The sequence below is a fragment of the Plantactinospora sp. B6F1 genome, assembly GCF_040120695.1.
In the GTDB taxonomy this organism is placed as follows: domain Bacteria; phylum Actinomycetota; class Actinomycetes; order Mycobacteriales; family Micromonosporaceae; genus Plantactinospora.
In genome coordinates, this window is the sequence record NZ_JBEEAC010000005.1 from 265,634 (window position 1) to 291,088 (window position 25,455).

Here is a 25,455-nt window from a genome sequence, read left to right on the forward strand (position 1 = left end):
CGGTTCACCGTCCGGCCCCGGTTCACCGTCCGGACCCGAGTCAGCGTCCGAACTCGAGGACCACCTTGATGTCGTCGGGCTCCGCGTCGTACGCCTCGGCGTACCGCTCGACCGGCACCCGCCGCGTGATCATCCTGGCCAGCCAGTCCCGGTCGGCGGCGGCGAGCGCCTCGGCGGCGAGTTCCCAGTGCCGCCGGTTCGCGTTGACCGTGCCGAAGACCACGTTGTTCTCCAGCACCAGTGCCCGGTTGAGCGCGCCCGCGTCGAAGTCGATCGTCCGGCCGGAGGAGACGCCGGTCAGCGAGACGATGCCGTTCGGTGCCGCCTGGCACATCGCGTCCAGCACCACCGTCGGGGCGCCGGTGCACTCCAGCACGATGTCGAACTCGATGCCCAGCTCGGGAACGGTGCCGGTGTGGAACGTCCCGCCGAGTGCCTCGACCAGTCCGGGCTTCTCGCCACTTGCCGAGCGGTTCAGCACGTGCAACTCGTAGCCGCGCTGCGCGGCGAACAGGGCGGCCAGCAGGCCGATCGGCCCCGCCCCGGTGACCAGTACCCGCTTCGGCTCCCAGGCGGCCCGGGCGCCGATCCGCTCGATGTGCTCCCACGCCTTCGCCAGCACGCTCGTCGGTTCGAGCAGCACGCCCAGCTCGGCCAGCTCCGGGGCGAGGCGTACGGCGAACTCCGGCGAGATCCGCCAGCGGTCCCGGGCGAAGCCCTGTAGGCACTTGATGCCATGTTCGGTGTAGAGGCCGTTGCGGCACATGTCCCACTCGCCGACGGCACAGTTGGAGCAGGGCACCGGATCGGGGTGCCGGACTATCCCGGCGACCAGGTCACCCGGTGAGAACGAGCCGCTCGGATCCTCCAGCACCCGGCCCAGCGACTCGTGCCCGAGCACCAGTTCGGTCGCGCCGGGCGGGGGTTCGCCGTACTCACCGTCGATGATCTCGCGATCGGTGCCGCAGATTCCGACCGCGAGGGCCTCCACCAGCAGGCCGCCCTCGTCGGGGCTCGGCTCTGGGAAGTCCTCGGCCAGCCGCAGCGAATTGGTCCGGCCCGGGGTCACGGTAATCGCACGCACGTGGTCATTCTTCCCCGCCGACCCGCCCGGTACTCCGGATGTCGCCGATTAAGCGGCCCGCGACCCGGCGGTGTGGCCGGAGATGGCCCTAGGATCGCGGACATGACCCCGGAACAGGTCGGTGACCGCTTGGGCACGCTGCTCGCGGAGGCGGAGGTGACCGTCGGGCAGTCCGGCGGCCAGGCGTACGCCCGGGCGACCGTGGACGTGCCGTCCGGCAGCTGGCCGGCGGCGGTCCGGGCGGCCCGGGACGACACCGAGCTGGCCTGCGACTTCTTCGACTGGCTCTCCGCCGTCGACGAGCTGGCCGAGGGGTTCGACGTGGTGGCGCACCTCTGGTCGACCCGGCACCGGCACGGCGTACTGCTGCGGACCCGGGTGCCCCGGGACGCCGCGATCGTCGGGTCCGTGGTGGACGTGTTCCCGGGGGCGGCCTGGCACGAGCGGGAGACGCACGAGATGTTCGGCATCGACTTCGCCGGCCATCCCGGCCTGGCGCCCCTGCTGCTGCCGCCGGAGTTCGAGGGACATCCGCTGCGCAAGGATTTCGTGCTCGCCTCCCGGGTGGCCAAGGCGTGGCCGGGTGCGAAGGAGCCGGGCGAGTCCGAGGCCGGTACGGCCCGCCGGCAGGCGATGCGCCCACCGGGCGTACCGGCCCCGGGCGAGTGGGGGGTGGCCGCCGCCGCGCCGGTCTCCGCCGCCCCCGCCTCCGGCCCGCCCGGCCGTACCCGCCCGGCCTCTGGTCCGCCGGCTGCCCCGGCCTCCGGTCCGCCCGGCCGTACCCGCCCAGCCTCTGGTCCGCCGGCTGCCCCGGTTTCGGGTCCGCCGGGCGCTCCGGCCTCTGGTCCGCCGGGCGAGCGGCGCCGGGGCGACGGCCCCGCGCCGGCGGTTGGCGATGGCGGCGATGGCAGCGATGGCAGCGATGGCAGCGACGGGGGTGCGTGATGCCGCTCTGGCTGGAGCTGCTGGTCCGGGTCGTCGGGGTGGTCGCGGCGTTCCTGGTCCTGCCGCTGGTCGTCGGGCAGGTCGAGCACAAGGTGATGGCGCACATGCAGGGCCGGCTCGGCCCGATGTACGCGGGCGGCTTCCACGGCTGGGCACAGTTGATTGCCGACGGGGTCAAGTTCGTGCAGAAGGAGGACGTCACCCCGCGCGAGGCGGACCGGGCGGTGTTCCGGCTCGCCCCGATGGTGGCGCTGGTGCCGTACCTGCTGGCCCTGCTGGTGATCCCGCTCGGCCCGAACGACCTGGTCGGGCAGCCGCTGGACATCGGGCTGTTCTTCGTGCTCGCGGTGGTCGGCGTCGGGGTGGTCGCGGTACTGATGTCCGCCTGGGCCTCCGCCAACAAGTACAGCCTGCTCGGCGGGATCCGGGGCGCGGCACAGTTGCTCGGCTACGAACTGCCGCTGGTGCTCGCGGCGGCGAGCGTGGCGATGGCGGCCGGCACGCTGAGCCTGCCCGGCATCGTCGAGGCGTGGCAGCCGTGGTGGCTGCTCTGGCAGGCCCCGGCGATGGTGGTCTTCTTCGTCGCCGGGCTCGCCGAGATCCGCCGCCCGCCGTTCGACATGCCGATCGCCGACTCCGAGCTGGTGTTCGGCTACCTGACGGAGTACACCGGGCTCCGGTTCGCCTTCTTCCTGCTCGCCGAGTACGTCGGCATCGTGGTGATCGCCGCGCTGACCACGGTGCTCTTCCTCGGCGGCTGGCAGGGGCCGTTCGGCGACGACTACCTCGGCTGGCTCTGGACCCTGATCAAGGTGTTCGCGGTCTCGTTCGTGATCATCTGGTTCCGGGTGACGTACCCACGGCTGCGCGAGGACCAGTTGCAGCGGCTCTGCTGGCTGGTGCTGGTCCCGGTGGCGCTCGGCCAGCTGGTGCTGACCGCCGGGGTGAAGCTCGCGATCGCCTGATGGACTCCGGTCATGACGGCCGACCGAGCGACCCCGGGGGCGGCGGCCACCCGTCACGCGGATCAGGGACACCCGGAAGCGGACTGATCGAGAAGCGTCATCGGGTTCTGCCGGCACCATTCCACCGCTATCGCGGCCTTGAAGCACCGGCCCTCCGGACCGGCCCGCTCGCCACACGCCTGACACAATCCGCCGATCATCCGATGCAGCCGGATGGTCTCGACCAGGCGTGCCCAGACAACTTCGTGGGGTAGTGGCGGGCCGCTCGCCGCGACGTCCAGATGACCGCTGAGAACCAGTGCCTCTCGCGCGTCGAGTTCCACCGCCGTCCCCTTCCGCAGTGCTCCTCCGAGCAGTCTGCGGCCGCCCGCGACATCCACCCCACCCTCGATGTCCGTCGTCGGCGGGCGGGATTCGGAACCGCCAGGCGTGGTGGGGCGATCAGAGGTGGCGGGGAGTCAGCCGGCTGATCGGCAGGTTGACCGGCCAGGGCTCACCGGTGTCGACGAACGTGGTCCACCGGCCCGTCTCGACGTAGACCTCCTCGACCGGGTCGAGCCGGTGGGTGTGCACGACCAGCCCGCCATCGGTCTCGATCCGCCAGTGGTAGGGGATCCCGGCCTTGGCGTACAGGGCCGGCTTGAGGATCCGGTCCATCGACTGCGAACCGTCGGAGATGATCTCCACGGCGAGTACCACCTCGTGCGGCTCGTACCTCGCGGTCCGGCGGGCCGCTGCGGCGGCGGTGGTGACCAGCACGTCCGGGATGAAGGATCGCCGTTGGCTGATCCGCACCTCGACGGCCTGGGTGACGTCGTACTCGTCCGGGCAGTCCTCGTCCAGAGCGGCGGCGAGCCGCCAAGCGATGGTCTGGTGTGCCGCGGTGGGGGAGGGCGGCATGATCAGGACTCCGTCGAGAAGCTCGCGGCGGTGGCCGTCGTCGGGCATGGCGTCGAGGTCGTCAGTGGTCCACCCGCCGGTCGGCGGGTACGGATCGTCCAGGGCCGCGGTCATCGGATTCCTTCCGTGGATACTCCGGTCTTCAGGCCGGAGAGGAAACGGAACTCCTGCGGAGCGGGGCGGGGCGGGGATAGCCGATCCGCCGCCAAGGCGGATAGGTGTCTACCCGCGCGGTAGCGCGAGGTTCACCGGCTGGTGCGTTAACGTGTGAGCCGTGTCCAGGACGGTGAAGCGGGCGTTCAGGTACCGCTTCTACCCGACCGAGGCGCAGGCGGCGGAGCTGTCGCATACGTTCGGATGCGTCCGGAAGGTCTACAACCTGGCCCTGCGGGCCCGTACCGAGGCGTGGGCCCTGCGGCGGGAACGGATCACCTACACCGCCACCAGCGCGTTGCTGACCGGGTGGAAGAAGACCGAGGAACTGGCGTTCCTCAACGAGGTGTCGTCGGTGCCGTTGCAGCAGGCGCTGCGGCACCTGCAAGGCGCGTTCGTCAACTTCTTCGCCAAACGCGCCCGGTACCCGAGCTTCAAGTCGAAGAAGAAGTCGCGGAAGTCGGCGGAGTACACGACCAGCGCGTTCCGCTACCGCAACGGTCGGCTGACCCTGGCCAAGATGACCGAGCCGTTGGACATCGTGTGGTCGCGGCCGTTGCCGCAGGGCGTGTCGCCGTCGACCGTGACGGTGTCGCAGGACGCGGCGGGGCGTTGGTTCGTGTCCCTGCTCTGCGACGATGTGATCGAATCGTCCCCGGCGGTGAACACGGCCGTCGGGGTGGACGCCGGGCTGGACAGTCTGCTCACTTTGAGTACCGGGGAGAAGGTCACCAACCCGCGTCACGAACGCGCCGACCGGTCCGCCCTGGCCCGCGCCCAGCGTCAACTCGCCCGTAAGGAGAAGGGGTCGGTGAACCGGGCCAAGGCCCGGTTGAGGGTGGCCCGAATTTATGCGCGGATCAGCGACCGGCGTCGGGACCACCTGCACAAGTTGACCACTCGACTCGTTCGTGACAACCAAACGATCGTGATCGAGGACCTGACCGTGCGGAACATGGTCAAGAACCACACGCTGGCCCGTGCCATCAGCGACGCGGCCTGGCGGCAGTTCCGCACCATGCTCGAGTACAAAGCCGACTGGCACGGTCGGGACCTGGTCGTCGTCGACCGGTGGTTCCCGTCGTCCAAGCTGTGTTCGACGTGTGGTGTGCTCGCTGATCGGATGCCGCTGGACGTGCGGACGTGGACCTGCCGATGCGGGGCCGTCCACGACCGTGACGTCAACGCGGCCCGCAACATTCTGGCGGAGGGGCTCTCCGTTACGGCCTGTGGAGCCGGGGTAAGACCTCAACGGGCGGGTGCCCGGACGAGGCAGCCGGTGACGAAGCAGGAAAACCCGAGGGCGACCAAGGGAATCCCTGCCCTTTAGGGCGGCGGAAGATGTCAAGACTTCCCTCTCGCGGACGGCGGACTTACGTCACCCGATGCCACCGTACCGCTTCAACTGGCCGGGGGTGGTCGCGCGGGAACCGCCGACACGGCAGGATAAGGCCCATGACCGAGCGCGGCGGAGTGCTGGCATGAGCGTCCCGGGCGAGGGGTTGGCGAAGGGACTGGCCGTCACCCTCAAGACGATGACCCGCCGCTCCCACACCCAGCAGTACCCGGACGTGGCCCCCGAGCTGCCACCGCGCTCCCGGGGCGTGATCGCGCTGCTGGAGGAGAACTGCACGGTCTGCATGCTCTGCGCCCGGGAGTGCCCGGACTGGTGCATCTACATCGACTCGCACAAGGAGGAGGTGTCGGTCCCGGGTGCGGCCCGGTCGCGCCAGCGCAACGTACTGGACCGCTTCGACATCGACTTCTCGCTCTGCATGTACTGCGGCATCTGCGTCGAGGTCTGCCCGTTCGACGCGCTCTACTGGTCGCCCGAGTTCGAGTACGCCGAGTACGACATCCGGGACCTGCTGCACGACAAGGAGCACCTCGGGGAGTGGATGTCGACCGTGCCGCCGCCGCCCGCGCACGACCCGAACGGCGAGCCGGCCAAGGAGGAGGCCGCCGCGCGCAAGGCCGCCGCTCCCGGCGCGGCGGGGGAGCGTTCGGCCGGTCCGGCGGTACGCACCCGCCGCCCGCCCCGCCCCGCGCCGGGCCGGCCCGCTTCCGGGCCGCCGGCCGTTGACCGGCCCGCTTCCGGGTCGCCGGCTGCCGCCGGCCCGCCCGCCGCTGACCGGCCGGCATCCGGGCCACCCGACGTCGACCGTCCCAGCCCCAGCCCCGGACCCGGCTCCCCGGTCGACGAGGAGCCGCCGTGACCGCCGCCGACGTGCTGATGCTGGCCCTCGGTGTGGTGGCGGTCGGGTCCGGCGCACTCGTGGTCTCCACCCGGCACCTGGTCCGGGCCGGGCTCTACCTGGTGGTCTGCCTGGGTGCGGTCGCCGGGCTCTACCTGGTGCTCACCGCCGAACTCGTGGCCTGGGTGCAACTGCTCATCTACGTCGGCGCGGTGGTGGTGCTGCTGCTCTTCGCGGTGATGCTGACCCGGGCGCCGATCGGCGCCGCCGACGACCTCGACCGGCCCGGCTGGCCGGCCGCGCTGATCGGTGGCGGGGCCGGGCTGGGCCTGGCCGCCCTGCTGGTCGACGCGTACCGGTGGTCCAGGGTGGACCTGCCGGAGGCCGGTACGGCCGAACGGATCGGCACCGAGATCTTCCAGTCCTGGGTGCTGCCGTTCGAGGTGCTCTCGGTGCTGCTCCTCTCCGCACTGGTCGGAGCGATCGCGATCAGCGTACGGATTCCGGGGCGGCGCCAGTGAGGCCGGTCATCCCGTACGTCGTCGCCGCCCTCCTCTTCGGGCTGGGCGTGTACGGCGTGCTCCGCCGCCGCAACGCCGTACTGGTGCTGATGGCAGTCGAGCTGATGCTCAACGCCGTCAACCTGCTGCTGGTGACCGCCGACGCCGCCCCGCTGCACAGGGCCCTGGGGCACCCCGCCCCGGGCCCCGAGGGTGCCGCGCCGCTGCCGCTCACCGGGCAGGCGTTCACGCTCTTCGTCATCGTGATCGCCGCCGCCGAGGTGGGGGTGGGGCTGGCGATCGTGCTCCAGCTCTACCGGCTGCGTGGCACGGTCACCATCGACGACGTACGCCTCGACGCGCGCACCCCGGACACCGGGCCGCTGGCCGTCGTCGCGACCCCGGCCCGGACCGGAGCCGCCGGGACGGCGGGATCCGCACCCGGAGAAGCGGGTCCGACGGCGGGATTGGCGCCCGGTGCGGCGGGTCCGACGGCGGGACCGGACCGGTGAGCGCCGTGACGGTGCTCGCCGGGCTGCTGCCGGCCGTACCCTTCGGACTGGCCCTGGTCGGGCTGCTGCTGCCGCAGCGGTCCCGGACCGGTGCGGCGGCGCTCGGCATCGGTGGTGCGGCGGTGGCGCTGGCGGCGGCGATCGGGCTGGTCGTCGCGCTCGACGGCCGGGGTGCCGAGGCGAGCGCCGACTGGGTCGACTTCGGTGGGTTGTCGGTCACGCTCAGCCTCCGGCTGGACCCGGCCGCCGCCCTGGTCGCGGTCGCGGTGGCGGCGGTGGCGCTGGCGGTGCAGGTCTACTCGGTCGGCTACCTGCACGACGACGACCGGTACGCCCCGTACGCCGCCCAGGTGAGCCTCTTCACCGCCGCGATGCTGCTGGTGGTGGTGGCCGGTGACCTGATCATGCTGCTGGTCGGCTGGGAGGTGATGGGCATCTGCTCGTACCTGCTCATCGGTCACGACCGGCGGCTGCCGGAGGCGCCCGGCGCGGCCGTGAAGGCGTTCCTGGTGACCCGGGTCGGCGACGTCGGCTTCCTGCTCGGCATCGTCGTCCTCGGCGTGCACGCCGGCAGCTTCCGGATCTCCGACGTGCTGGCCCACGACTTCGGCCCCGGCACGCTCACCGCCGCCTGCCTGCTGCTGCTCGCCGGGGTGGCCGGCAAGAGCGCCCAGTTCCCGCTGCACACCTGGCTGCCGGACGCGATGGCCGGCCCGACCCCGATCTCGGCGCTGATCCACGCCGCGACGATGGTGGCGGCCGGAATCTACGTGCTGACCCGGCTCTTCCCGCTCTACGAGCAGGCTCCGGTCGCGCTCGCCGTGCTCGGCGTGATGGCCGCGGTCACCCTGCTGCTCGGCGCGCTCGCCGCCACCGCGCAGGACGACATCAAGCGGGTGCTCGCCTGGTCGACCGTCTCGCAGCTCGGCTACATGGCCGGGGCGCTGGCGGTCGGCTCGCCACCGGCCGCCCTCTTCCACCTGCTCAGCCACGCCGCCTTCAAGGCGCTGCTCTTCCTGGCCGCCGGCGCGGTGATCCACGCCGTCGGCAGCAACCTGATGTCCGCGATGGGTGGGCTGCGCCGGCCGATGCCGGTCACCTTCTGGTGCACCGCGATCGGGCTCGCCGCGCTGGCCGGGGTGCCGCCGCTGGCCGGGTTCTGGAGCAAGGACGGCATCCTGGTCGTCGCCGAGCAGGCGGCCCGGCACCACGCCGGCCCGACCGCCGCCTGGGTCGGCTGGCTGGTCTGGCTCGCCGGGCTGGTCGGGGTCGGGCTGACCGCCTGGTACGCCACCCGGCTGCTGCTGCGCACCTTCTTCGGCGCCTCCCGCGCGCAGACCCATCCGGTCGACACCCCGGCCGCGCATGCCAGTCCGGCGTCGGCGATCGACGCGCCGGCCGGGTCGCCGGCACACACCCCGCCCGGTCCGCCGCACGACCCGCCCGGGCTGCTGCGCTGGCCGGTGGTCCTGCTCGCGGTGCCGAGCGCGGCGCTCGGGCTGGCGGTCCTCGTCACCCCGTTCCGGGACGCGCTGGCGCTGGACGAGACGCACCTGGACAGCTTCGTGGTCATCCCGATGGCGCTGCTGCTGGCCGGCGCCGGGCTCGCCTGGTGGCGCTGGCGGGCCGATCCGGCCGCCGACCCGGCCACCGGACTGGGTCCGCTGCGCCCGGCCTTCGCCCGGGCCTTCTGGCTCGACGAGGCCCAGCACGCCCTGGTCGTACGCCCGGTGCGGGCGCTGGGCCGGCTCATCCGGCGCGGCGACGAAGGGCTGGTGGACGGGGCGGTCGAGGGGACCGGCCGGGGGACCGCCGGACTCGGCGGCGGGATGGAACTGCTGCACCGGGGCGGGATGCCCCGGGCGGTGGTGGCGGTACTCGGCGGCGCGCTGCTGCTCGGGCTCGCCGCCGTACTGACCCTCGGGGGTGTGGCATGAACCTCGGCGGGACGGCGCTGGTCGCCACGCTGGCGGTGCCGGCGGTCGGCGCGGTGGTGCTCGCCCTGCTGCCGGGGCGGTTCGACCGGGCCGCCCGGATCACCGGTACCGCCTTCGCGGCGGTGACCCTGGTGATCGCCGCGCTGCTGACGGTCGGCGCCACCGACACCTGGGCGGTCTACGATCCGTCTCCACCCGGGGCGCCGGTGGGCGCGGCACCGGCCATCTGGCCGTGGCACCGGGTGGACCTGACCTGGGTACCCGGCCTCGACCTGCGCTTCCAGCTCGGAGTCGACGGGGTCTCCTATCCACTGGTGGTGCTGACCGCGCTGCTGACCCTGCTCTGCTGCGCGTACACCTGGTGGCGGGTGCCGGCGCCGGGCCGGGGCCGCAGCCTCGTCGCGCTGCTGCTGGTGGTCGAGGTCGGCATCCTCGGCACCTTCCTCGCCCTCGACCTGGTGCTCTTCTTCCTCTTCTTCGAGGTCGTGCTCCTGCCGATGTACGCGATCATCGCGGTCTGGGGTGGCGAGGACCGGCAGCACGCGGCCCGGAAGTTCGCCCTCTACACCCTCTTCGGCTCGGTACTGCTGCTGGTCGGCGTCTTCACCGTGGTCGCCGCCGCCGGCACCGCAGACCTGACCGTGCTGACCGGCGGCACCGGACTGTCCCGGGGTACCCAGATCGCCGCGTTCGTCCTGCTGGCGATCGCGTTCGCGGTGAAGAGTCCGCTCTGGCCGCTGCACTCCTGGCTGCCGGACGCGCACACCCAGGCACCGACGGTCGGCAGCGTGATCCTGGCCGGCGTACTGCTGAAGATGGGGACGTACGGGCTGATCCGGGTCGCGGTCGGGGTGGCGCCGGAGGGCGCCCGGGCGGCCGCCGGTGTGCTCGGGACCCTCGCGGTGGCGGCGATCATCGTCGGCTCGCTGGTCTGCCTGGCGCAGAGCGAGCTGAAGCGGCTGATCGCCTATTCCAGCGTCGGGCACATGGGGTTCGTGCTGCTCGGCATCGCTACGCTGACCGCCACCGGCATCCAGGCGGCGCTGATCGGCAACATCGCGCACGGCGTCATCACCGGCCTGCTCTTCTTCCTCGCCGGGGCGATCAAGGACCGGGCGCACACCGGGGCGCTGGCAGAGCTGGGCGGGCTGCGCGAGAGTACGCCCCGACTAGCCGGGCTGCTCGGCTTCGCCGCCATCGCCTCGCTCGGGCTGCCCGGCCTGGCCGGATTCTGGGGCGAGGCCTTCGCGGTGGTGGCCGCCTGGCGGGTGGGCGGTCCACTCTGGACCACCCTGGCCGTACTGGCCGCGCTCGGCGGGGCGCTGACCGCGGCGTACCTGCTGCGGCTGCTGCGCCGGGTCACGCACGGGCCGGCCAGCCCTGCCGTGCTGACCCTGACGCCGGGACTGGCTGGTGCCGAGTTGCTCGCCTGGGGGCCGCTGGTGCTGCTGGCGCTGGCCATCGGGCTCGCCCCGACCCTGGTGCTCGGCTTTGCCGAGGTGCCGGTCGGGGCACTACTGGAGGCGATCCGATGAGCCGCGTCCAGCGGGTCGGGCGGGGGGCGTCGTGATCCAGAGCGTGGACAACGTGGCGCTGCTGCCGGCGTACCTGGCGGCCGGCACCGCCGTACTCGTGCTCCTGGCCGACCTGCTGATCGCCCGGCGCGGCGCGACGGTGGCCGTCTTCGCGGCGGGTGCCGCCGCCACCGCGCTCGGCGCGGTGCTGGTCGGTGCCGCCGGGGCCCGACGGACGTTCTGCGCCGGGACCGACTGCTCCTATCTGGCCGGCGGCCGGGCGGCGCTGGTCGGCTGCCTCTTCGCGCTGCTCACCCTCGGGGTGCTGGCACTCTCCGCCCCGCTGCTGCGCTCCGGGCAGGTGCCGCCGGGGGAGTACTGCTTCCTGCTCGCCTGCTCGATGACCGGCGGCGTGGTACTCGGCGCGGCCGGCGACCTGATCACCCTGATCGTCGCCCTGGAGACGCTGACCCTGCCGCTCTACGTGCTGGTCGGGCTCCGGCACCGCAGCGTCGCCGGTGCCGAGGCGGCGCTGACCTTCTTCGTGGTCAGCGTGGTGGCCACCGCGATCACCCTGCTCGGCGCCGCGCTGCTCTACGCGGTCACCGGGGCGGTGCACCTGAGCCGGCTCGACGCGGTCTTCACGGCCGAGGCGAACCGGCCGGTCGCGGTCGGCGGCGGCTTCCCGGAGGGGCCGCCCCTGCTGGGCCTGCCGCTGACCGTGGTCGCGGTGGCGTTGATCGTGCTCGGCCTCGCCTTCAAGGTCGCGGCGGTGCCGTTCCACGCCTGGGCGCCGGCCACCTACGACGGCGCCCCGGTGCCGGTGGCGGCGTACCTGTCGACCGCCTCCAAGCTCGGCGGGGTGGTGGCGCTGCTCGCGGTCACCGCGGCCGCCCTGCCGGCCCGGCTGACCGGTCCGCTGTTGGCGGTGGTGGCGGTGTCGACGATGACCGTCGGCAACCTGGTGGCGCTCCGGCAGCGCCGGATGGTCCGGCTGCTGGCCTGGTCGTCGGTGGCGCAGGCGGGCTACATCGTCGCCCCGCTCGGCGCGTTGGCACTGTCGTCGGGGCGGGGTGCGGAGGCGATCGACACGGCGGTGGCCGCCGCGGTCGCGTACACGGTCTTCTTCGTGGTACTGGAACTGGCCGCGTTCGGTGCGGTGGTGGCGCTGCGGCCGGCGGTCGCCGACGGGGGCGAGATCGCGGACTACCGGGGGGCGGCCCGGCGCCGGCCGTGGGTCGGCGCGGCGTTCGTGCTCGCCCTGGTCGGGCTGGCCGGCCTGCCGCCGGGGCTGGCCGGGCTCTTCGCCAAGGTCACTGTCGTACGGTCCCTGCTGGCTGGTGACGCCGGCTGGCTCGCCGTGGTGGTGGCGCTGAACGCGGTGATCGGGCTCGCCTACTACCTGCGGGCCGCCGCCATCCTCTATGCCCCGGAGCCGGCCGCCGCCCGGGCCGGCGACGCCGCCGCCGCACCGGTCGTACCGGCCGAGCCGGGCGCACCCGCCGTGCCGCCCGGCGCTCCGGTGCCGGCTGCGGAACCGGTCCGGCCAGCCTGGGCGGTTGTCGCCGCGCTGGCCCTGGCCACCGTGATCGCGATCGTCGTCGGCTTCGCACCGCAACTCGTCCTGGACGTCGCCGGACTGTGAGATTGGCCGCTCCGAGCCGTGGTTGGGGCGCTTTCTCAGGCAACTCACAGTCATATCCGGATTGTTGAGGGGGTAGTCCGGTGTTGGAACGGTCAGTGGGTCCACCGGCCCACGCACCGAAGGAGTTATCGTGCATAGCCATCACAACCGGCTCAAGACAGCCGCGCTACTTGGCCTGCTCACCGCTCTGATCCTCGGCGTCGGTTACTGGTTCGGCGGCAGCGGCGGGTTGGTCATCGCCGTAGTCGTCTCGCTGGCCATGAACGGGGCCAGCTATTTCTGGTCGGACAAGCTCGCGCTGCGCGCCATGCGGGCACAGCCGGTCACCGAGGCCGAATTCCCGGCGCTCTACCAGATGGTCCGCGAGCTGGCCGCCGAGGCGAAGCAGCCGATGCCCCGGCTGTACGTCAGCCCGACCATGCAGCCCAACGCGTTCGCCACCGGACGGAACCCGCAGAACGCCGCGGTCGCCGTGACCCGGGGCATTACGCAGATCCTGGACTACCGGGAGTTGCGGGGCGTCATCGGTCACGAGCTGTCCCACGTCTACAACCGGGACATCCTGATCTCCAGCGTGGCCGCCGGCCTGGCCGGCATCATCACCATGCTGGCCTACTTCGCCTGGTTCCTCCCGCTGGGCGGGGACGACGAGGACTCGCCGAACCCGGCCGTACTGCTGCTGACGCTGATCCTCGGCCCGATCGCGGCCAGCCTGATCCAGCTTGCCATCAGCCGTAACCGGGAGTTCCAGGCGGACGCCTCGGGTGCCGCGCTGACCCGCGACCCGCTGGCGCTGGCCAGCGCGCTACGCAAGATCCACGCTGGCACCAGGGCGCTGCCGCTGCCGGCCGACAACCGGCTGACCAGCACCGCCCACCTCATGATCGACAACCCCTTCAAGGGTGGTGGCATGGCGAACCTCTTCTCCACCCACCCGAAGATGGAGGAGCGGGTGCACCGGCTGGAGCAGATGGCGGGGCTCAACGTCGGCCCGGTCCAGTACCGGCGCGGACGCTGACTCCACCGCCCACCACGACCGACCTGCGCCCGCTCACGCCTCAGGCGAGAGCGGGCGCGGGTTTGCGCTGCCCCGATGGGCCGGAGCCGGACCTATCCACAGGAGTATCTGTTCGACCCCGAGGTGGAGACCGTCTTGCCGTCGCTCAACGTGACGGTGACCGTCCAGGAGACGGACGATCCACCGATGAACTCCCAGCCGTTGGTGTTCGGGATTCTGCGATCGAAGGACCGGCCGCTGAAATTGAGCGTCAACGTGTCGGAGTTGCTCGCCGGCCCGGTCTCGTTGGAACTGTAGGAGACCCGGGCGCTGCGGATGGTCGCCGAGGTGTTGGTCACGCTGCCAGTGATCGCAACGCCCCAGCCCCGGTCGACGCGGGTGCACTCGACCCGGCCGCTGGCCGAGATCCGGGCCTGCGGCGCCGGAGGCTTCGGCGCCGGAGCGGTGGTCTTGGCCGGTGGCTTCCGGCTCGGTGTCCGGGCCGGCTTCGGCGCCGACGCCGGGCGGGCGGGTCGGGGCGGAGCCTTACTGGCCTTCGGCGTCGGGCTCGCCTGCGGCGTCGGGCTCGGCTGCACGGCCGGCGCCGAGGTCGGAGCGGCCGGCAACGGCGAGCCGAGCGCCAGCTCGGGCTCGGTCGGCGCCGCCGCGGGAGGGGCTTTGCCGGACCGGCCGCCGTCGTTCACCGCCAGGCTCACGCCGACCCCGACCAGCACGACCGTGGCCGCCGCCAGCGGCAACAACAGCCGCCTGCCGGCCCGCGGCACGTCGGAGTCCGGGGACTGATCCGGTACGGTGACGGCCGCCGTCCGTCCGGCGGTCGACTGCTTCACCACACCGCCCCGGTCGGCTCCTGCCCGATTGCTGGACGCCCCCTCGACCGCTGCGCCGGGTGTGGTCGTGGCCGGCTCGGCGGGTCGGGCCTTGGCCGGTTCGGCGGGTGTGGTCTTAGCCGGCTCTGCGGGTGTGGTCTTGGCCGGCTCTGCGGGTCGGGCCTTGGCCGGCTCTGCGGGTCGGGCCTTGGCCGGCTCAGCGGGTCGGGACTCGACCGGCTCTGCAGACGAACCGACGGTGACCTCGCCAGCGAGGGAAGGAACACCGACCTCGTCCGGCCCGGGGCCGCTGGCCGGTGCGGCGGCAGGTGTCGCCGCTGGCGGTGCGCCGCGCCGCCGACCGATCCGGGCCAGCTTGCCCAACGTGCCTCGGAAGCCCGGCCCGGCGAGCTTGCCGGAATCACCCGGCTCGATCGTTGGCGTCACCGGGCCGGGTTGTGCGGTCCCTGCGCTACCCGACCCGGTTCGGCGCTTCCCCTCCGGTGCGGGCGCTTTCGTCGCTTCGGACACTCCGACCGAAGCAGCCGGCCCCTCGGCCGCGGCGACAGCCGGCGCCTTCTCTCCGGCTGTTTTAACCGGCGGAGTCTTCGTGACTGGTCTGGCCGGTGGTGCCTGCTCGGCTGTCCTGGGCGGCGGGGACTTCGTTGCTGTTTTGGCCGGCGCCTTCTCGGCGGTTCTGGCTGCCAGCACCTCGCCGACCACTGTCGTCGGTCTGGCAGTTGGGGCCTTCTCAGCCGTTGGGGCCTTCTCAGCGGATGGGGCCTTCTTGGCGGGTGGGGCTTTCTTGCCCGGCGGTGCGGCCTTATCTGCGGGTGCGGCCTCCTTGGCCGGTGACGTCGCCCTATCGGGTTGCGGTGCGGCCTTCTCGGCCGGTCTGGTCGGTTCGGCCGGTCTGGTCGGCTCGGCCGGGGTGGCAGGTGCGGTCGGCTCGGTTGAGCCGGCCTGCCCAGCCGACTTCGCCGGTACGGCCGACTTCGCGGCTCCGGCGGACTTCGCGATCCTGGCCGACCTGGTGGCCCTGGCTGCCTTCGTCGGTCTGGCCGACCTCGCCAGCCTGGCCGACTTCGTGATTCTGACCGCCTTCGCCGGTCTGGTCGGCTCAGAAGGCGCTACCGCTGCAGGTGCTGCGGTCGGCCCGTCGGAGGCACCGGCCGCAGCGGCCGGTTCGGCAGGTACGGCCGGTTCGGACAGGTCAGCGCTCGCCGCCTGCTCCGGTGGCTGCTCGGGCTGAGACACCGCCAGGAGAGCCCCGCAGCCCGGATTGAGGCAGTAGACCGAGTCGTCCTCGTCCGGTTCCCCACAGGCAGGGCAAATGATCACAGGCAACAGATGCTCACCGTTTCAGACGTTCGGGTTCGGCCGGTAGGGCCGTACGCCCAGAGGTCGCCGGATGCTCGGCAGGGCGGCTTGGAATCACGCGCCGTAGGTCACCGCCGACTGCCGTTCCGTCTCCTGCTGTCGCGGCGGCGGCGCCTTCTTCCTGTCCACCGGGCGACCACTGATCGACTGGGGAGCGGCGACGGGTTCCTGGCCGACGACGCGAGGCGCGCCACCGCTTCGTGCGGTACGCCGGGTCTGCCGGCCGGAGAGTGCGCCGCCCTGCCCGGCTCCGGGTGCGACCGGAGGGATCATCGGTGGGACCATCGGGGCACCTCCACCGGCAGGGACGCCGACCGGGGGACGGGCCGCGCCGAGCAGGCCGCCTCCGCCTCCGCCGCCCTCGGTGCCGGCAAGCCGCCCGAGCAGGTCATTCGAGACGGTGGGTACGCCCGCCCCGGCCCGACCCGCGCCGACGCCGCCCGAACCGCCTCCGCCGACGCCGCCCGAAGCGAGGCCGCTGCCACCGAGGCCGCCCGCACCGCGACCACCGGAACCGGCACCGACGGCACCGGGCACGAACGGGACGATCGGCACGCCACCAGGTACGCCCCCGGGTACGCCACCCGGCAGCGTCGGTGGTGGTGCCACATCAGAGCCCGGCGGTCGGCCCGCCGTTGGCGGCTCGCCGAGCTGCGGGACGTCGGTCTGCGGCGCCGTGACCTGCTGCTGGTTCGGCGACTGGTCGGCGTTGTTCTCCTGCGGGCCGGTCTGCGGGCTGCTGTCCTGTCGGGGGTCGGCAACCGGCTCGTTCGTGGGAACGTTCTGGTGCAGCGGTCCCGGCGGATGGTCGACCAGCGGCTGCCCGTCTGGACGGGTGGTGCCGTCCGGAGTGCCGGTCGGAGTGCCGTCCGGGGCGCCGGTCGGGGTGCCGTTCGGAAGGCTGGTGCCGGGCGGACCAGGGGTGCCGTTCGGACCCAGGTTCGGGGTGGGCACCGTGCGTTGGACGTCGCGCAGCCCGACGTAGGGCCCGGGAGATGTCCAGGGGGTCAGCCCGCTGATCTCGCCACCGGCCTGGCTGGCCACCGCCCGGGCCAGTTCGTTGTACCGGTTGATGATCTGGCCCTCCAACGCGCCGGACATGTCGTGGAAGGGAATCCGTTCCTTGTCCGCCTGGAGTTGCTCCAACTCCTTCTGACGCTCCGCCCTGAGGCGCTCGAGCTCGGCCTTCGCCCAGCTGACGGCCATGCCGACCAGTTCGATGTGGTCGCCGCGGACCGGAGCCTGGGACCCCCACTGGGTCATCCGCTCGACCGCCTGGTTGGCGCTTTCGGTGAACTCGCTGGCAGCCCGGCTCTTCCAACTTCCGGCGAGGCTCCGGGTCTCGCTGGCCAGCGTCCTTCCGCCGGTGTCGATCGCCGCCCCGATCGCCCGCCAGCGCGCGGCGTGCTCGTTGAGGCTCGCGACGTCGACCGACGCGAAGATGCTCAGGATCTTGTCGAGGTCGTATTGTTCCCAGTTGGTAGCGGCCATGATCGCCCGAGTCCGGTCGTCAGGCGGCCGTGGCGTTCCGCGAAGCGGACCCCGGCTGCTCCGTGGCCTTCATCGCGTCGCGGACGTCCTGCAACGAGAGCCGGGCCTGGTCGTCGCCCCAACCGTACTTGTTGAAACTGACCATCGCGGCGCTGCCGTACGACATCAGGCCGTTCGCCGCGTCGGAGGTGAACCGGTTGGCTTCCATCGTGTCGTCGGTGAGTTTCTTGGTGAACTCCACCATCTCGGCGAACTCCGGAGCCGGCACGGGGAAGCCGGAGTTGCCTGCCTTGAGCACCTCAGTGCTGAACGCGTTCGCCGCGCTCCACATCTTCTCGCCGAAGGACTTGAGGTGCTCCGTTTCGACGTCGAGGTCGAGGCCGGCGGAACCGCCAGCGGCCTCCTGGTTGTCAGTGGCAGCCATCTCTGTCCTCCTCGTCACGGGCACAGCGCGGCGTTGATCAGCGATCCTAATCGGATCACGCTGAGCGCGGCAGACCCGACCGGTCAAACGCGGCAGGCCAATGTGCAGGCCACTTCGCGTGGTCAGTCCACATCGAGCCAGCCGAACTGGACCAGCCGGGCCCCTTCGCGACGGGTGGACAACCAGCCGCGGCCCGGCGGCAGCGGGGTGGGTCGGCGTACCCCGCTGAGCAGCGGACCCTCCACGGGGTCGCAGGACATCAGGATGCCCGGTGACCCGAGGTCCCGGATCCGGGCGAGCACCGGGTCGTAGAAGGCCCGACTCGCACCGCCGCTGCGCCGCGCCACCACCACGTGCAACCCGACCTCCCTCGACTGCGGCAGCAACTCGTGGAGTACGCCCAGCGGGTTCCGGTCTCCGGCCACCAGGTCGTAGTCGTCCACCAGGACGTATAGCTCCGGGCCGGTCCACCAGTCCCGGGCGCGCAACCGCTCCGGAGTGATCTCCGGACCCGGGAGTCGTTCCCGGAGCGCGCCGGCCGCGTCGCGGAGCAGTTCGGTGGCCTGGTTGACCGAGCTGCCGTAGCCGAGGAGGTGCTCCTCGGGAAGCGCGCCGAGCAGGCCACGCCGGTAGTCGATCGCGATGATCCGGGCCTGCCCGGGCGTCTGCCGGTCGGCGATCGCCCGGCCCAGCATCCGCAGGAACGACGACTTGCCACACTCGACGTCGCCGATCAGGAAGCAGTGCGGGTCGGCGTTCAGGTCCAGGTGGACCGGACCGAGGTCGAGTTCGGCCAGCCCGACCGCGGGTCCCGGCCCGTCGGCCGCGGCGGGCAACAGCTCGTACGGGACCATCGGTGGCAGCAGCCGTACCCGGGGCGCCGGGTCACCGGTCCAGCCATCGCGGATCTTGACGACCAGCTCGGTCAGTGCTGGTGGCAGGTCCGCCACGTCGGAGCCGCCGTCCAGCCGGGGCAGGGCGGCCAGGAACTGGTGCCGGCCGGGTGTGATGCCCCGGCCCGGCGCGTGCACCGGGACGTTCGCCGCCGCCCGTCGGTCGATGCTGGAGTCGGACGGGTCGCCCAGCCGCAGTTCCAGCCTGGTGCCGAAGGCGTCCCGCAGCGCCGACCGGAGGTCCAGCCAGCGTCCGGCCGTCGCGGCGATGTGCACGCCGTACGACAGGCCGCGGCCGGCCAGCGCGATGATCCGTTCGGCCAGGTCCTCGAACTCGTCCCGGACCGTGACCCAGCCGTCCACCACGAGGAAGACGTCGCCGAACCGCTCCTCGGGCAGCTCCCCGGCGGCCCGCATCCGCCGGAAGGTGGCGATCGAGTCGATGCCGCGTTCGGTGAAGAGCTGTTCGCGGGCGGCGACGATCGTCTCCACCTCGGCGATCGTCCGCCGGATCTGGTTGGCGTCCCGCCGGGCCGCGACGCCGCCGACGTGTGGCAGGTCCCGGACGGAGGCGAGTACGCCGCCGCCGAAGTCCAGGCAGTAGATCTGCACCTCGCGGGGGGTGTGGGTGAGAGCGAGGCTGACGATCAGCGTACGGAGCAGGCTGCTCTTGCCCGACTGCGGTGCACCCACCACGGCAACGTGACCGCCGGCGCCGGACAGATCCAGCCGGAGCGGTTCGCGCCGCTGCTCGAACGGGCGATCCACCACGCCGACCAGCACCCGCAACGGCTCCGGTGCCTCGTCGGCCAGCAGTTCGCCGAGGCTCGGTGGGGTGGACAGCGGTGGCAGCCACACCTGGTGGGCCGGCACGCCCCGGCCGGTCAGCCGCCCGGTGAGGATCTCCAGCAGCGTCTCGTCACCGGGCTCGCCCTCGACGCCGTCCGGCTCGACCCCGGCCGACTCGCTCGGGCCGGCCGACCCGTGCATCCCGGCCGACCCGTGCATCCCGGCCGACTCGCTCGGTCCGGTCGACCCGTTCGGGCCGGTCGACTCGTGCGTCCCGGTCGGCGTCCGCGTCCCGGGAGCCCTGTCGAGGTCGTCCGGCGGGACGTATCCGGAGGTGTAGACCTGGACCCGGTCGTCGCCGGAGGCCGGCTCGGTCGCGCCCGCCCGGCGGTACGCGCCCGAGACGTAGGCGGCCCGGAACCGGGCCAGCGCCTCGGTGCCGAACTTCAGGAAACCGTGCCCCGGTGCCCGGGGCAGCTCGTAGGCGTCGTTGACGCCGAGCACCGTCCGGCTCTCCACCGGCGAGAAGGTCCGCAACCCGACCCGGTACGACAGGTGCGTGTCGAGGCCACGCAGCCGGCCCTCCTCCAGCCGCTGGCTGGCCAGCAGCAGGTGAACCCCGAGCGAGCGGCCCAACCGTCCTATCTGGACGAACATGTCGATGAAGTCCGGCTTGGCGGAGAGCAACTCGCTGAACTCGTCGCAGACCACGACGAGGGTCGGCAGCGGCGCGAGCGGTACGCCGGCCGCCCGGGCGCGCTCGTAGTCCCGCTGCGACACGTAGTTTCCGGAGCGGCGCAGCAGTTCCTGCCGGCGGATCAGCTCGCCGTTGATGGCGTCGGTCATCCGGTCGACCAGCGGCAGCTCGTCGGCGAGGTTCGTGATCACCGCGCTGGTGTGCGGCAGCCGGTCCAGGGTGGCGAAGGTGGCGCCGCCCTTGAAGTCGATCAGCACGAAGTTGAGCGTCTCCGGGGAGTTCTGCACCGCCAGCGCCAGCACCAGGGTGCGGAGCAGCTCCGACTTGCCGGAGCCGGTCGCGCCGATCAGCAGGCCGTGCGGGCCCATCCCGTCCTGGGCGGACTCCTTCAGGTCCAGTTCCACCTTCGCACCGTCCGGCCCGATCCCGATCGGCACCCGCAGCCGCTCGCGGTGCGGCCGGGGCGCCCAGCCGAGCGCGGCGTCGTACTCGTACGGGTCGCCGAGCCCGAGGAGCTCGGCGAGGCCGTGCTCGGCGTTCATCGTCCGGTCCTGCCCACCGCCGCCGGACAGCCGTAGCGGGGCGAGTTGCCGCGCCAGCGACTCCGCGGCGACCAGGCTGAACGCGTCCGCCCGGCCCAGCCGCTGGTTGCCGGCGTAGGTGGTCGCCCGGAGATCCCCGTCGGCGTCGACGTCGAAGACGACGGTGGCCCGGTCGAGGTTGCGCGGCGGCTCGCCGCTGAGGTCGAGCACGGTGGCACCTTCGACGCCGCCGTCGATCAGCAGGTGGTCCGAGCCGGCCGGGTCGCCGTCGTCGATCACGACGAGCAGGTGTGCCCCGTCGAACTGCGCCTCGGCTGCCGTCGGGTCGAACCTCGGCCGGTCCGCGACGATGTCCTCCAGCATCGCCTCCAGCGCGACGACGGAGGGGGCGATCAGGCGTACCGGGCCGAGCGCGTCGGTCGACGTCGGGTGCAGGGTGTGCGGCAGCCATTTCGCCCACTCCCACCGGGCCCGTGCGGAACGGCCGACGCAGGCCGCGACGATCAGGTCCTCCGGGGCGTGCCAGACGGCGGCCTGGGCGATGAGTGCCCGGACCATCGCCCGAACCCGGCGTCGGTCACCACGCAGGTAGACCCGGGCGAACCCGCCGAGGGCGAGCACCGTCGGCAGCTCCGGCACCTGCCGGTACGCCTCGACGAAGCGGTGTACCGCCAACGCGCTCACCGGCTCGGCCTTCTCCGCCGGCACCGGTGGCGGTACGACGAGCGTGGCGGCGAGGTCGCGTGGCCCGAGCCCGATCCGTACCTGGCCGAAGTCGGCGTCGGTGTACCGCCGTTCCCACAGCCGCACGCTGTCCACAAGGGACCAGAGGGCGTCGGGGTCGGGGTGGGCGTAGTACTCGGCGGCCCGCTGTCGTTGGATCGTCTGCCGTACGGCCCGCCGCTGCTGGTTCAGCTGGAACAGGTACTCGCGCCGCTGTGCCTGCATCTCCTGCTTGCTCGCCCCGCCGGCGAAGGAGGTGAACTGCACGGCGACGATGCCGAGCATCGACACGCCGAACAGCGCGCCGGTCAACATCCGGAACGGGTTGTTGCCGCTGCCTCCGGCGAACATCAGTGCGATGGCCGCGGCGCCCGCCAGCATCGGCAGCATGATCAGCAACCGGCTCCACGAGCGCCCGCCCGGAGTGGGTATCTCCGGCACCGGCTCCAGGGCCACCTCGCCCTGCGGATAGGGCGGAGCCAGCCGACGCGCGGGCCGCTTGCGTACTACTGTGCCCATGCAGACGCTCCCACCCGGGCATCGTAGGGGATACGGGTCGCGGCGAGAGTGTCCAGTCCGGATTGTCAAAGGCCGTTGAGGGGCTGCTCATGGCGACGCCGACCACGATCGGTTTCACCCGCATCGTCCTGATGACACCGAAGCGACGCGTGGACATGGCGCTGCCGGACCACCTGCCACTGACGTACCTGCAACCGGCGTTGCTCCGGCACGGTGGGGAGGGGCTGGCCGACGACGGCGTGCCGCGGGGCGGCTGGGTGGTCCGCAAGCTCGACGGGGGTGTGCTGGAGCCAACCCAGTCACTGGCCGGGCTGGGCGTCCGGGATGGCGACGTACTGCTGCTCGCCCCGCGTGACCAGCACTGGCCGGAGCCCGGTTACGACGACCTCGCCGGCGGAGTGGCGGAGACCGCGGCGCGCCACGGCCGCGCGTGGGGTGGCAGCTCGACCTACCGCGCCGGTCTGGTCACCGTCGCCGCGGTCCTCGGCGGCGCGCTGCTGCTGCTCCTGCTGGCCGGCCCGCCCCTGGTCCGCGCGGGTCAGGTGGCGTTGGCGGTCGCCGCGGTGCTGATCGGTGCCGGTGCGGCGGTCGCCCGGTGGCGCCGGGAACCCGGCCTGGCCACCCTGCTCGGCGTGTACGGGATGGTGTACGCGGCGGTGGGCGGCGCGCTGCTGCCCGGCCCCGCCGACCTCGGTGCCGCGCTGCGCGCCTGGCCGCTGCTCGTCGGATCCGCCGGGTTGATGCTGGCCGCCTCCCTCGCCCTGGCCGGGCTCGACGTGCACCGGCCGGTCTTCCACGCGGGTCTCACGATCGGGCTGCTCGGTGAGATCTGGGCGCTGGTCGCCACCGAGGTGGGCCCGGTCGCCGCCGCCGGGCTGGCCGGCGGGCTGGTGCTGTTGGCCCCGCTGCTGCCGCGACTGGCCACGGCACACGGTGGCCTGCCGAGCCCGGAGGTGCCCCGGCCGGGGGACGACGTCTCGAAGTTCGCGTCCCTCCCGTCGCTGGCCCGGCTGACCGCGCTGGTCCGGCGGGCGGACGAGTTGCTGACCGGAGTACTGGCCGGAAGCTCCGTGATCCTGCTGCTCTGCGTGGGGGTGCTCGCCAGGGCCGCCGACGTCAGCGCGTCGATCCTGGCCGTGGTGGTGGTACTGGTCTGCGCCCTCCGGATGCGCACGTTCGCGGCGGTGCGGCACCGGGTGCCGGTCGGCTCCACCGCGCTGCTCGGTGCGCTGCTGCTGGTCGGCGCCGGCTGGCTGGCACTGGACACCACGACCCGGGTCGACCTGATCATCCCGGTACTGGCCGGGATGCTCGCGGTCGCGGCCGGTGCGTACGGGGTGGCGGCCGCGGCGGCCCGCCGCCCGCTCCCGCCCAACCTGGGCCGGATCGGCGACATCGTCGAAATCGTCTGCGTGGTCCTCGCCCCCCTGCTCGCCTGCGCGGTGCTGGGTCTGTTCGGCCTCGCTCGAGGACTGTTCGGTTGAACCACACCCACCGGAGGAGGGAAATGTCGGCCAGCGCGGCGATGCCGTCGGCGTCGGGCACGGCAGCGGTGCCGGCAGGTTCGGGCGCGGCAGCGGTGGGGGCAGGTTCGGGCGCGACGGCAGGGTCGGCGGCATGCTGACCCGTCGCGATCTGATCCACTCTCGACAGTTCCTGCGCGGGCGGCTCACCGCCGCCCTGCTCGCGCAGCATCCCGATCCGCTGGACTGGCCCGGCCGGCGGCTGGCCGGCGCCTCGCTGGCGGCGGTGATGGTCACGGTGATCGCGCTCGCGGCGGTCGGCGTCTACGGCAAGTTCTTCCCCAGTGGCAACAAGCGCTGGCAGGCCTGCGACGCGGTGGTGATCGAGCGGGAGACCGGCACGAAGTACTACTGCCGCCCCGACCTGCGCACCCTGTACCCGGTGGCGAACTACGCCTCGGCGCGGCTGTTGCTGGACCGGCCGAAGGATCCGTACCTGGTCGCCCGGGCCTCGCTGACCTGGCCGAAGGGGCCCCGGGTCGGCATCGTCGGCGCCCCCGACAACCTGCCGGACCCGAAGAAGCTGCGTACCAGCCCGTGGTCGGTCTGCGGGGTGACCGCCCGGGATGCCGTCGGCTATCCGGTGCCACTCAGTTACGTGTACGCGGGATGGCGGCCGGGCGGCGGTGACGAGCTCGGATCGGCCGCGGTTCTGGTGGTGGACCCGAGTGGCGCCCGGCACCTGATCTGGCACGGCCGGCGGCACGCCATCCGGGACGATGCCATCGTCACCGACGCGCTGCGGGTCGCTCCGGCCCAGGCGTACCCGGTGACGCTCGCCTGGCTCGACGTCCTGCCCGCCGGCGCCCCGCTGAGCGCGATCAAGGTCGACAACCGGGGCCGGGAGAGCAGCTGGCGCAAGGGCACCAAGGTGGGCGAGGTACTCGTCGACCCGGCGACCCAGCAGCACTACGTGGTCAAGCCGAACAGCGTCGACCGGGTGACCGAGCTACAGGCTCGGATCCTGTTGGCCGACCCCGGCTATCCGGGCACGCCGGGACCGACGCCGGTCGGCGGCACCCCGTTGACGGTCGACGGGAACCTTCCGACCGGTGGAGCCCTGCCCGCCGAACCCACCCCGAGGGTCGTACCGGTCGGGTCGGGTGCCGGGGTGTGCGTGCGGATCGGTGACGCCGGGGACGGACGCGTCGTCACGGTCGGCGTACCGGTAACCGGGGACGCGGCCGCCGCCGCCCGGCCTCCGGCCACCGCCACCGGGGTGCCGTTGGCCGACCGCGTCGCGGTGGAGCCGGGCCGGGGTGTGGTGGTACTGGCCAAGCCGGCGCCGGGGGCGACCGGAGGTACCTGGTTCCTGGTCACCGATCACGGGATCGCCTATCCCGTACCGGGTCCGGAGGTGCTGGCTCGGCTCGGATACCAGCCGGAGCGGGCGGTCGAGCTGCCCACCGGCCTGCTGGCCCGGGTGCCGCACGGCCCGGTGTTGGAGCCCTCGGCGGCGGTCCGGGCTATCCCGCCGGGAGCGAACCCGGCGGGATAGAAGAAGGCGATCATCCACAGTACCCTGACACCAACTCGTCGGGTCGGCGAGTTCCAGTGGAGGGAGCGGCCGTGGCAGGTGGCACTGAGGAACTGGTACAGAACTACATCGAAGAAATGCGGGAAACCGCTGGCCAGGTGCGGACCCAGGCGACCCTGATCGAAAGCGAGGTCAAGGGCGCGATCCAGTCCGGCACCAGCCGGATGCCCGACGACTGGATGGGCGCCGGCGGTGCCATGTTCGGCGAGGTCAACGTCGGCTACCAGCAGCAGCTCGACCGGATCAAGGTTGCCCTGGACGGGCTTGCCGAGCTGCTGAACCGGGTCGCCGAGAAGCACGAGTTCACCGACTCGCAGATCCGGGCCTCGATGGTCGACCTCGGTGAGGGCATCCCCGGCACCGGCGGGACCGGAGCCGACACGTCCAGCGGTGTCTACGCCGCCCTGCGGGGCTGATTCGAAAGGACTGTCATGCAGATTCGTATGGTCGGCGCGACGATGACCACCGGCGCGGCCGCGTACGGCCAGGCCATGGAGAACATGAACCAGCGGCTCACCTCGATCGAGAAGCACATCGAGTCGCTGATGGCGACCTGGCGCGGCAGTTCGGTGCAGGAGTACGAGATGCTCCGCGCCGAGTGGCGGGACGCCGCACGCGTCCTGGTCGAGATGGGTGGCCAGATCCAGGGAAAGATCAGCGGATCGCACGCGCTCATGTCGGACGCCGAGAGCGAACTCGTCTCGATGATGCGGGCGCACCACATGTAGCAATCGCCATCGGCGGGCCGGGGAGGGGCGGC

At 72.5% G+C, this 25,455-nt stretch carries 21 protein-coding genes and 1 pseudogene; 15 read left to right on the forward strand and 7 right to left on the reverse strand.

Annotation, left to right across the window (positions count from 1 at the left end; translation table 11 throughout):
• Positions 1 to 40: 40 nt before the first annotated feature.
• A complete protein-coding gene (locus tag ABNF97_RS10485; RefSeq protein WP_349338402.1) occupies positions 41 to 1,084 on the reverse strand; it encodes a glucose 1-dehydrogenase in 1,044 nt (347 codons plus the stop codon).
• Positions 1,085 to 1,186: 102 nt separating this feature from the next.
• Here ABNF97_RS10485 and ABNF97_RS10490 point away from each other — a divergent pair.
• Positions 1,187 to 1,792, forward strand: a pseudogene (locus ABNF97_RS10490) (NADH-quinone oxidoreductase subunit C); the annotation flags it as partial.
• Positions 1,793 to 2,028: 236 nt separating this feature from the next.
• On the forward strand, positions 2,029 to 2,994 hold the full coding sequence (locus ABNF97_RS10495; protein WP_130461892.1) for an NADH-quinone oxidoreductase subunit H: 966 nt from the start codon (positions 2,029 to 2,031) through the stop codon (positions 2,992 to 2,994).
• Between the two features lie 62 nt (positions 2,995 to 3,056).
• Here ABNF97_RS10495 and ABNF97_RS10500 read toward each other — a convergent pair whose 3' ends face one another.
• Positions 3,057 to 3,317, reverse strand: a complete 261-nt coding sequence (locus tag ABNF97_RS10500) for a hypothetical protein (RefSeq protein ID WP_130461893.1) — start codon at positions 3,315 to 3,317, stop codon at positions 3,057 to 3,059.
• 118 nt (positions 3,318 to 3,435) lie between these two features.
• Entirely contained in the window at positions 3,436 to 4,008 is a 573-nt protein-coding gene (locus ABNF97_RS10505; RefSeq protein ID WP_130461894.1) for a Uma2 family endonuclease, read from the reverse strand.
• A gap of 160 nt (positions 4,009 to 4,168) precedes the next feature.
• Between ABNF97_RS10505 and ABNF97_RS10510 the strand changes: the two genes are divergently transcribed.
• The 8 genes from ABNF97_RS10510 to htpX all read left to right on the forward strand — a co-directional run bounded on the left by ABNF97_RS10510 (position 4,169) and on the right by htpX (position 13,368).
• Positions 4,169 to 5,377, forward strand: a complete 1,209-nt coding sequence (locus ABNF97_RS10510) for an RNA-guided endonuclease InsQ/TnpB family protein (RefSeq protein ID WP_349338404.1) — start codon at positions 4,169 to 4,171, stop codon at positions 5,375 to 5,377.
• Between the two features lie 151 nt (positions 5,378 to 5,528).
• Positions 5,529 to 6,263, forward strand: coding sequence for a 4Fe-4S binding protein (locus ABNF97_RS10515; RefSeq protein ID WP_130461896.1), 735 nt, complete (start codon positions 5,529 to 5,531; stop codon positions 6,261 to 6,263).
• Positions 6,260 to 6,763: an NADH-quinone oxidoreductase subunit J gene (locus tag ABNF97_RS10520; protein ID WP_130461897.1), complete on the forward strand. Its 504-nt coding sequence runs from the start codon at positions 6,260 to 6,262 to the stop codon at positions 6,761 to 6,763. Before ABNF97_RS10515 ends, ABNF97_RS10520 begins: the two co-directional genes overlap by 4 nt.
• On the forward strand, positions 6,760 to 7,254 hold the full coding sequence (gene nuoK, locus ABNF97_RS10525; RefSeq protein WP_130461898.1) for an NADH-quinone oxidoreductase subunit NuoK: 495 nt from the start codon (positions 6,760 to 6,762) through the stop codon (positions 7,252 to 7,254). The genes ABNF97_RS10520 and nuoK overlap by 4 nt, the downstream gene beginning before the upstream one ends.
• Positions 7,251 to 9,191 carry an NADH-quinone oxidoreductase subunit 5 family protein gene (locus ABNF97_RS10530; protein WP_349338405.1) on the forward strand — a complete coding sequence of 647 codons (1,941 nt, stop codon included), beginning with the start codon at positions 7,251 to 7,253 and terminating at the stop codon, positions 9,189 to 9,191. The genes nuoK and ABNF97_RS10530 overlap by 4 nt, the downstream gene beginning before the upstream one ends.
• Positions 9,188 to 10,726 (forward strand): complex I subunit 4 family protein, encoded by a 1,539-nt coding sequence (locus tag ABNF97_RS10535; protein ID WP_349338406.1) that lies wholly within the window; start codon positions 9,188 to 9,190, stop codon positions 10,724 to 10,726. The genes ABNF97_RS10530 and ABNF97_RS10535 overlap by 4 nt, the downstream gene beginning before the upstream one ends.
• A gap of 31 nt (positions 10,727 to 10,757) precedes the next feature.
• Entirely contained in the window at positions 10,758 to 12,350 is a 1,593-nt protein-coding gene (locus ABNF97_RS10540) for an NADH-quinone oxidoreductase subunit N (RefSeq protein WP_349338407.1), read from the forward strand.
• Positions 12,351 to 12,480: 130 nt separating this feature from the next.
• The gene (gene htpX, locus ABNF97_RS10545; protein WP_130461902.1) at positions 12,481 to 13,368 is read left to right on the forward strand and encodes a zinc metalloprotease HtpX; all 888 of its coding nucleotides are present in this window, start codon (positions 12,481 to 12,483) and stop codon (positions 13,366 to 13,368) included.
• 92 nt (positions 13,369 to 13,460) lie between these two features.
• Here the strand turns inward: htpX and ABNF97_RS10550 are convergent, their stop codons facing one another.
• On the reverse strand, positions 13,461 to 14,624 hold the full coding sequence (locus ABNF97_RS10550; RefSeq protein ID WP_349338408.1) for a hypothetical protein: 1,164 nt from the start codon (positions 14,622 to 14,624) through the stop codon (positions 13,461 to 13,463).
• Positions 14,625 to 14,787: 163 nt separating this feature from the next.
• Here ABNF97_RS10550 and ABNF97_RS10555 point away from each other — a divergent pair, with 163 nt between their 5' ends.
• The gene (locus ABNF97_RS10555; RefSeq protein ID WP_349338409.1) at positions 14,788 to 15,429 is read left to right on the forward strand and encodes a hypothetical protein; all 642 of its coding nucleotides are present in this window, start codon (positions 14,788 to 14,790) and stop codon (positions 15,427 to 15,429) included.
• 182 nt (positions 15,430 to 15,611) lie between these two features.
• Here the strand turns inward: ABNF97_RS10555 and ABNF97_RS10560 are convergent, their stop codons facing one another.
• The 3 genes from ABNF97_RS10560 to eccCa all read right to left on the reverse strand — a co-directional run bounded on the left by ABNF97_RS10560 (position 15,612) and on the right by eccCa (position 21,635).
• Positions 15,612 to 17,048 (reverse strand): WXG100 family type VII secretion target, encoded by a 1,437-nt coding sequence (locus tag ABNF97_RS10560; protein WP_349338410.1) that lies wholly within the window; start codon positions 17,046 to 17,048, stop codon positions 15,612 to 15,614.
• A gap of 19 nt (positions 17,049 to 17,067) precedes the next feature.
• The gene (locus ABNF97_RS10565; protein ID WP_130461906.1) at positions 17,068 to 17,472 is read right to left on the reverse strand and encodes a hypothetical protein; all 405 of its coding nucleotides are present in this window, start codon (positions 17,470 to 17,472) and stop codon (positions 17,068 to 17,070) included.
• Positions 17,473 to 17,594: 122 nt separating this feature from the next.
• On the reverse strand, positions 17,595 to 21,635 hold the full coding sequence (gene eccCa / locus ABNF97_RS10570; protein ID WP_130461907.1) for a type VII secretion protein EccCa: 4,041 nt from the start codon (positions 21,633 to 21,635) through the stop codon (positions 17,595 to 17,597).
• A gap of 89 nt (positions 21,636 to 21,724) precedes the next feature.
• On the opposite strand from eccCa, the gene eccD reads away from it, so the two are divergent.
• From eccD to ABNF97_RS10590, 4 genes are all read left to right on the forward strand, one after another.
• On the forward strand, positions 21,725 to 23,119 hold the full coding sequence (gene eccD / locus ABNF97_RS10575) for a type VII secretion integral membrane protein EccD (RefSeq protein ID WP_349338411.1): 1,395 nt from the start codon (positions 21,725 to 21,727) through the stop codon (positions 23,117 to 23,119).
• A 133-nt stretch (positions 23,120 to 23,252) separates the two neighbouring features.
• Complete coding sequence (gene eccB / locus ABNF97_RS10580) at positions 23,253 to 24,656, forward strand: type VII secretion protein EccB (protein ID WP_130461909.1); 1,404 nt, start codon at positions 23,253 to 23,255, stop codon at positions 24,654 to 24,656.
• Between the two features lie 71 nt (positions 24,657 to 24,727).
• On the forward strand, positions 24,728 to 25,111 hold the full coding sequence (locus tag ABNF97_RS10585; protein WP_130461910.1) for a WXG100 family type VII secretion target: 384 nt from the start codon (positions 24,728 to 24,730) through the stop codon (positions 25,109 to 25,111).
• A gap of 15 nt (positions 25,112 to 25,126) precedes the next feature.
• Positions 25,127 to 25,423, forward strand: coding sequence for a WXG100 family type VII secretion target (locus tag ABNF97_RS10590; RefSeq protein WP_130461911.1), 297 nt, complete (start codon positions 25,127 to 25,129; stop codon positions 25,421 to 25,423).
• The last annotated feature ends 32 nt before the right edge of the window (positions 25,424 to 25,455 follow it).

What these genes read in the sequence shown, in the direction of transcription:
- eccB (WP_130461909.1), top strand. Translation starts at nt 23,253, where the DNA reads ATGCTGACCCGTCGCGATCTGATCCACTCTCGACAGTTCCTGCGCGGG.
- ABNF97_RS10515 (WP_130461896.1), top strand. Translation starts at nt 5,529, where the DNA reads ATGAGCGTCCCGGGCGAGGGGTTGGCGAAGGGACTGGCCGTCACCCTC.
- ABNF97_RS10495 (WP_130461892.1), top strand. Translation starts at nt 2,029, where the DNA reads ATGCCGCTCTGGCTGGAGCTGCTGGTCCGGGTCGTCGGGGTGGTCGCG.
- ABNF97_RS10565 (WP_130461906.1), bottom strand. Translation starts at nt 17,472, where the DNA reads ATGGCTGCCACTGACAACCAGGAGGCCGCTGGCGGTTCCGCCGGCCTC.
- ABNF97_RS10505 (WP_130461894.1), bottom strand. Translation starts at nt 4,008, where the DNA reads ATGACCGCGGCCCTGGACGATCCGTACCCGCCGACCGGCGGGTGGACC.
- ABNF97_RS10590 (WP_130461911.1), top strand. Translation starts at nt 25,127, where the DNA reads ATGCAGATTCGTATGGTCGGCGCGACGATGACCACCGGCGCGGCCGCG.
- eccD (WP_349338411.1), top strand. Translation starts at nt 21,725, where the DNA reads ATGGCGACGCCGACCACGATCGGTTTCACCCGCATCGTCCTGATGACA.
- ABNF97_RS10535 (WP_349338406.1), top strand. Translation starts at nt 9,188, where the DNA reads ATGAACCTCGGCGGGACGGCGCTGGTCGCCACGCTGGCGGTGCCGGCG.
- ABNF97_RS10560 (WP_349338410.1), bottom strand. Translation starts at nt 17,048, where the DNA reads ATGGCCGCTACCAACTGGGAACAATACGACCTCGACAAGATCCTGAGC.
- eccCa (WP_130461907.1), bottom strand. Translation starts at nt 21,635, where the DNA reads ATGGGCACAGTAGTACGCAAGCGGCCCGCGCGTCGGCTGGCTCCGCCC.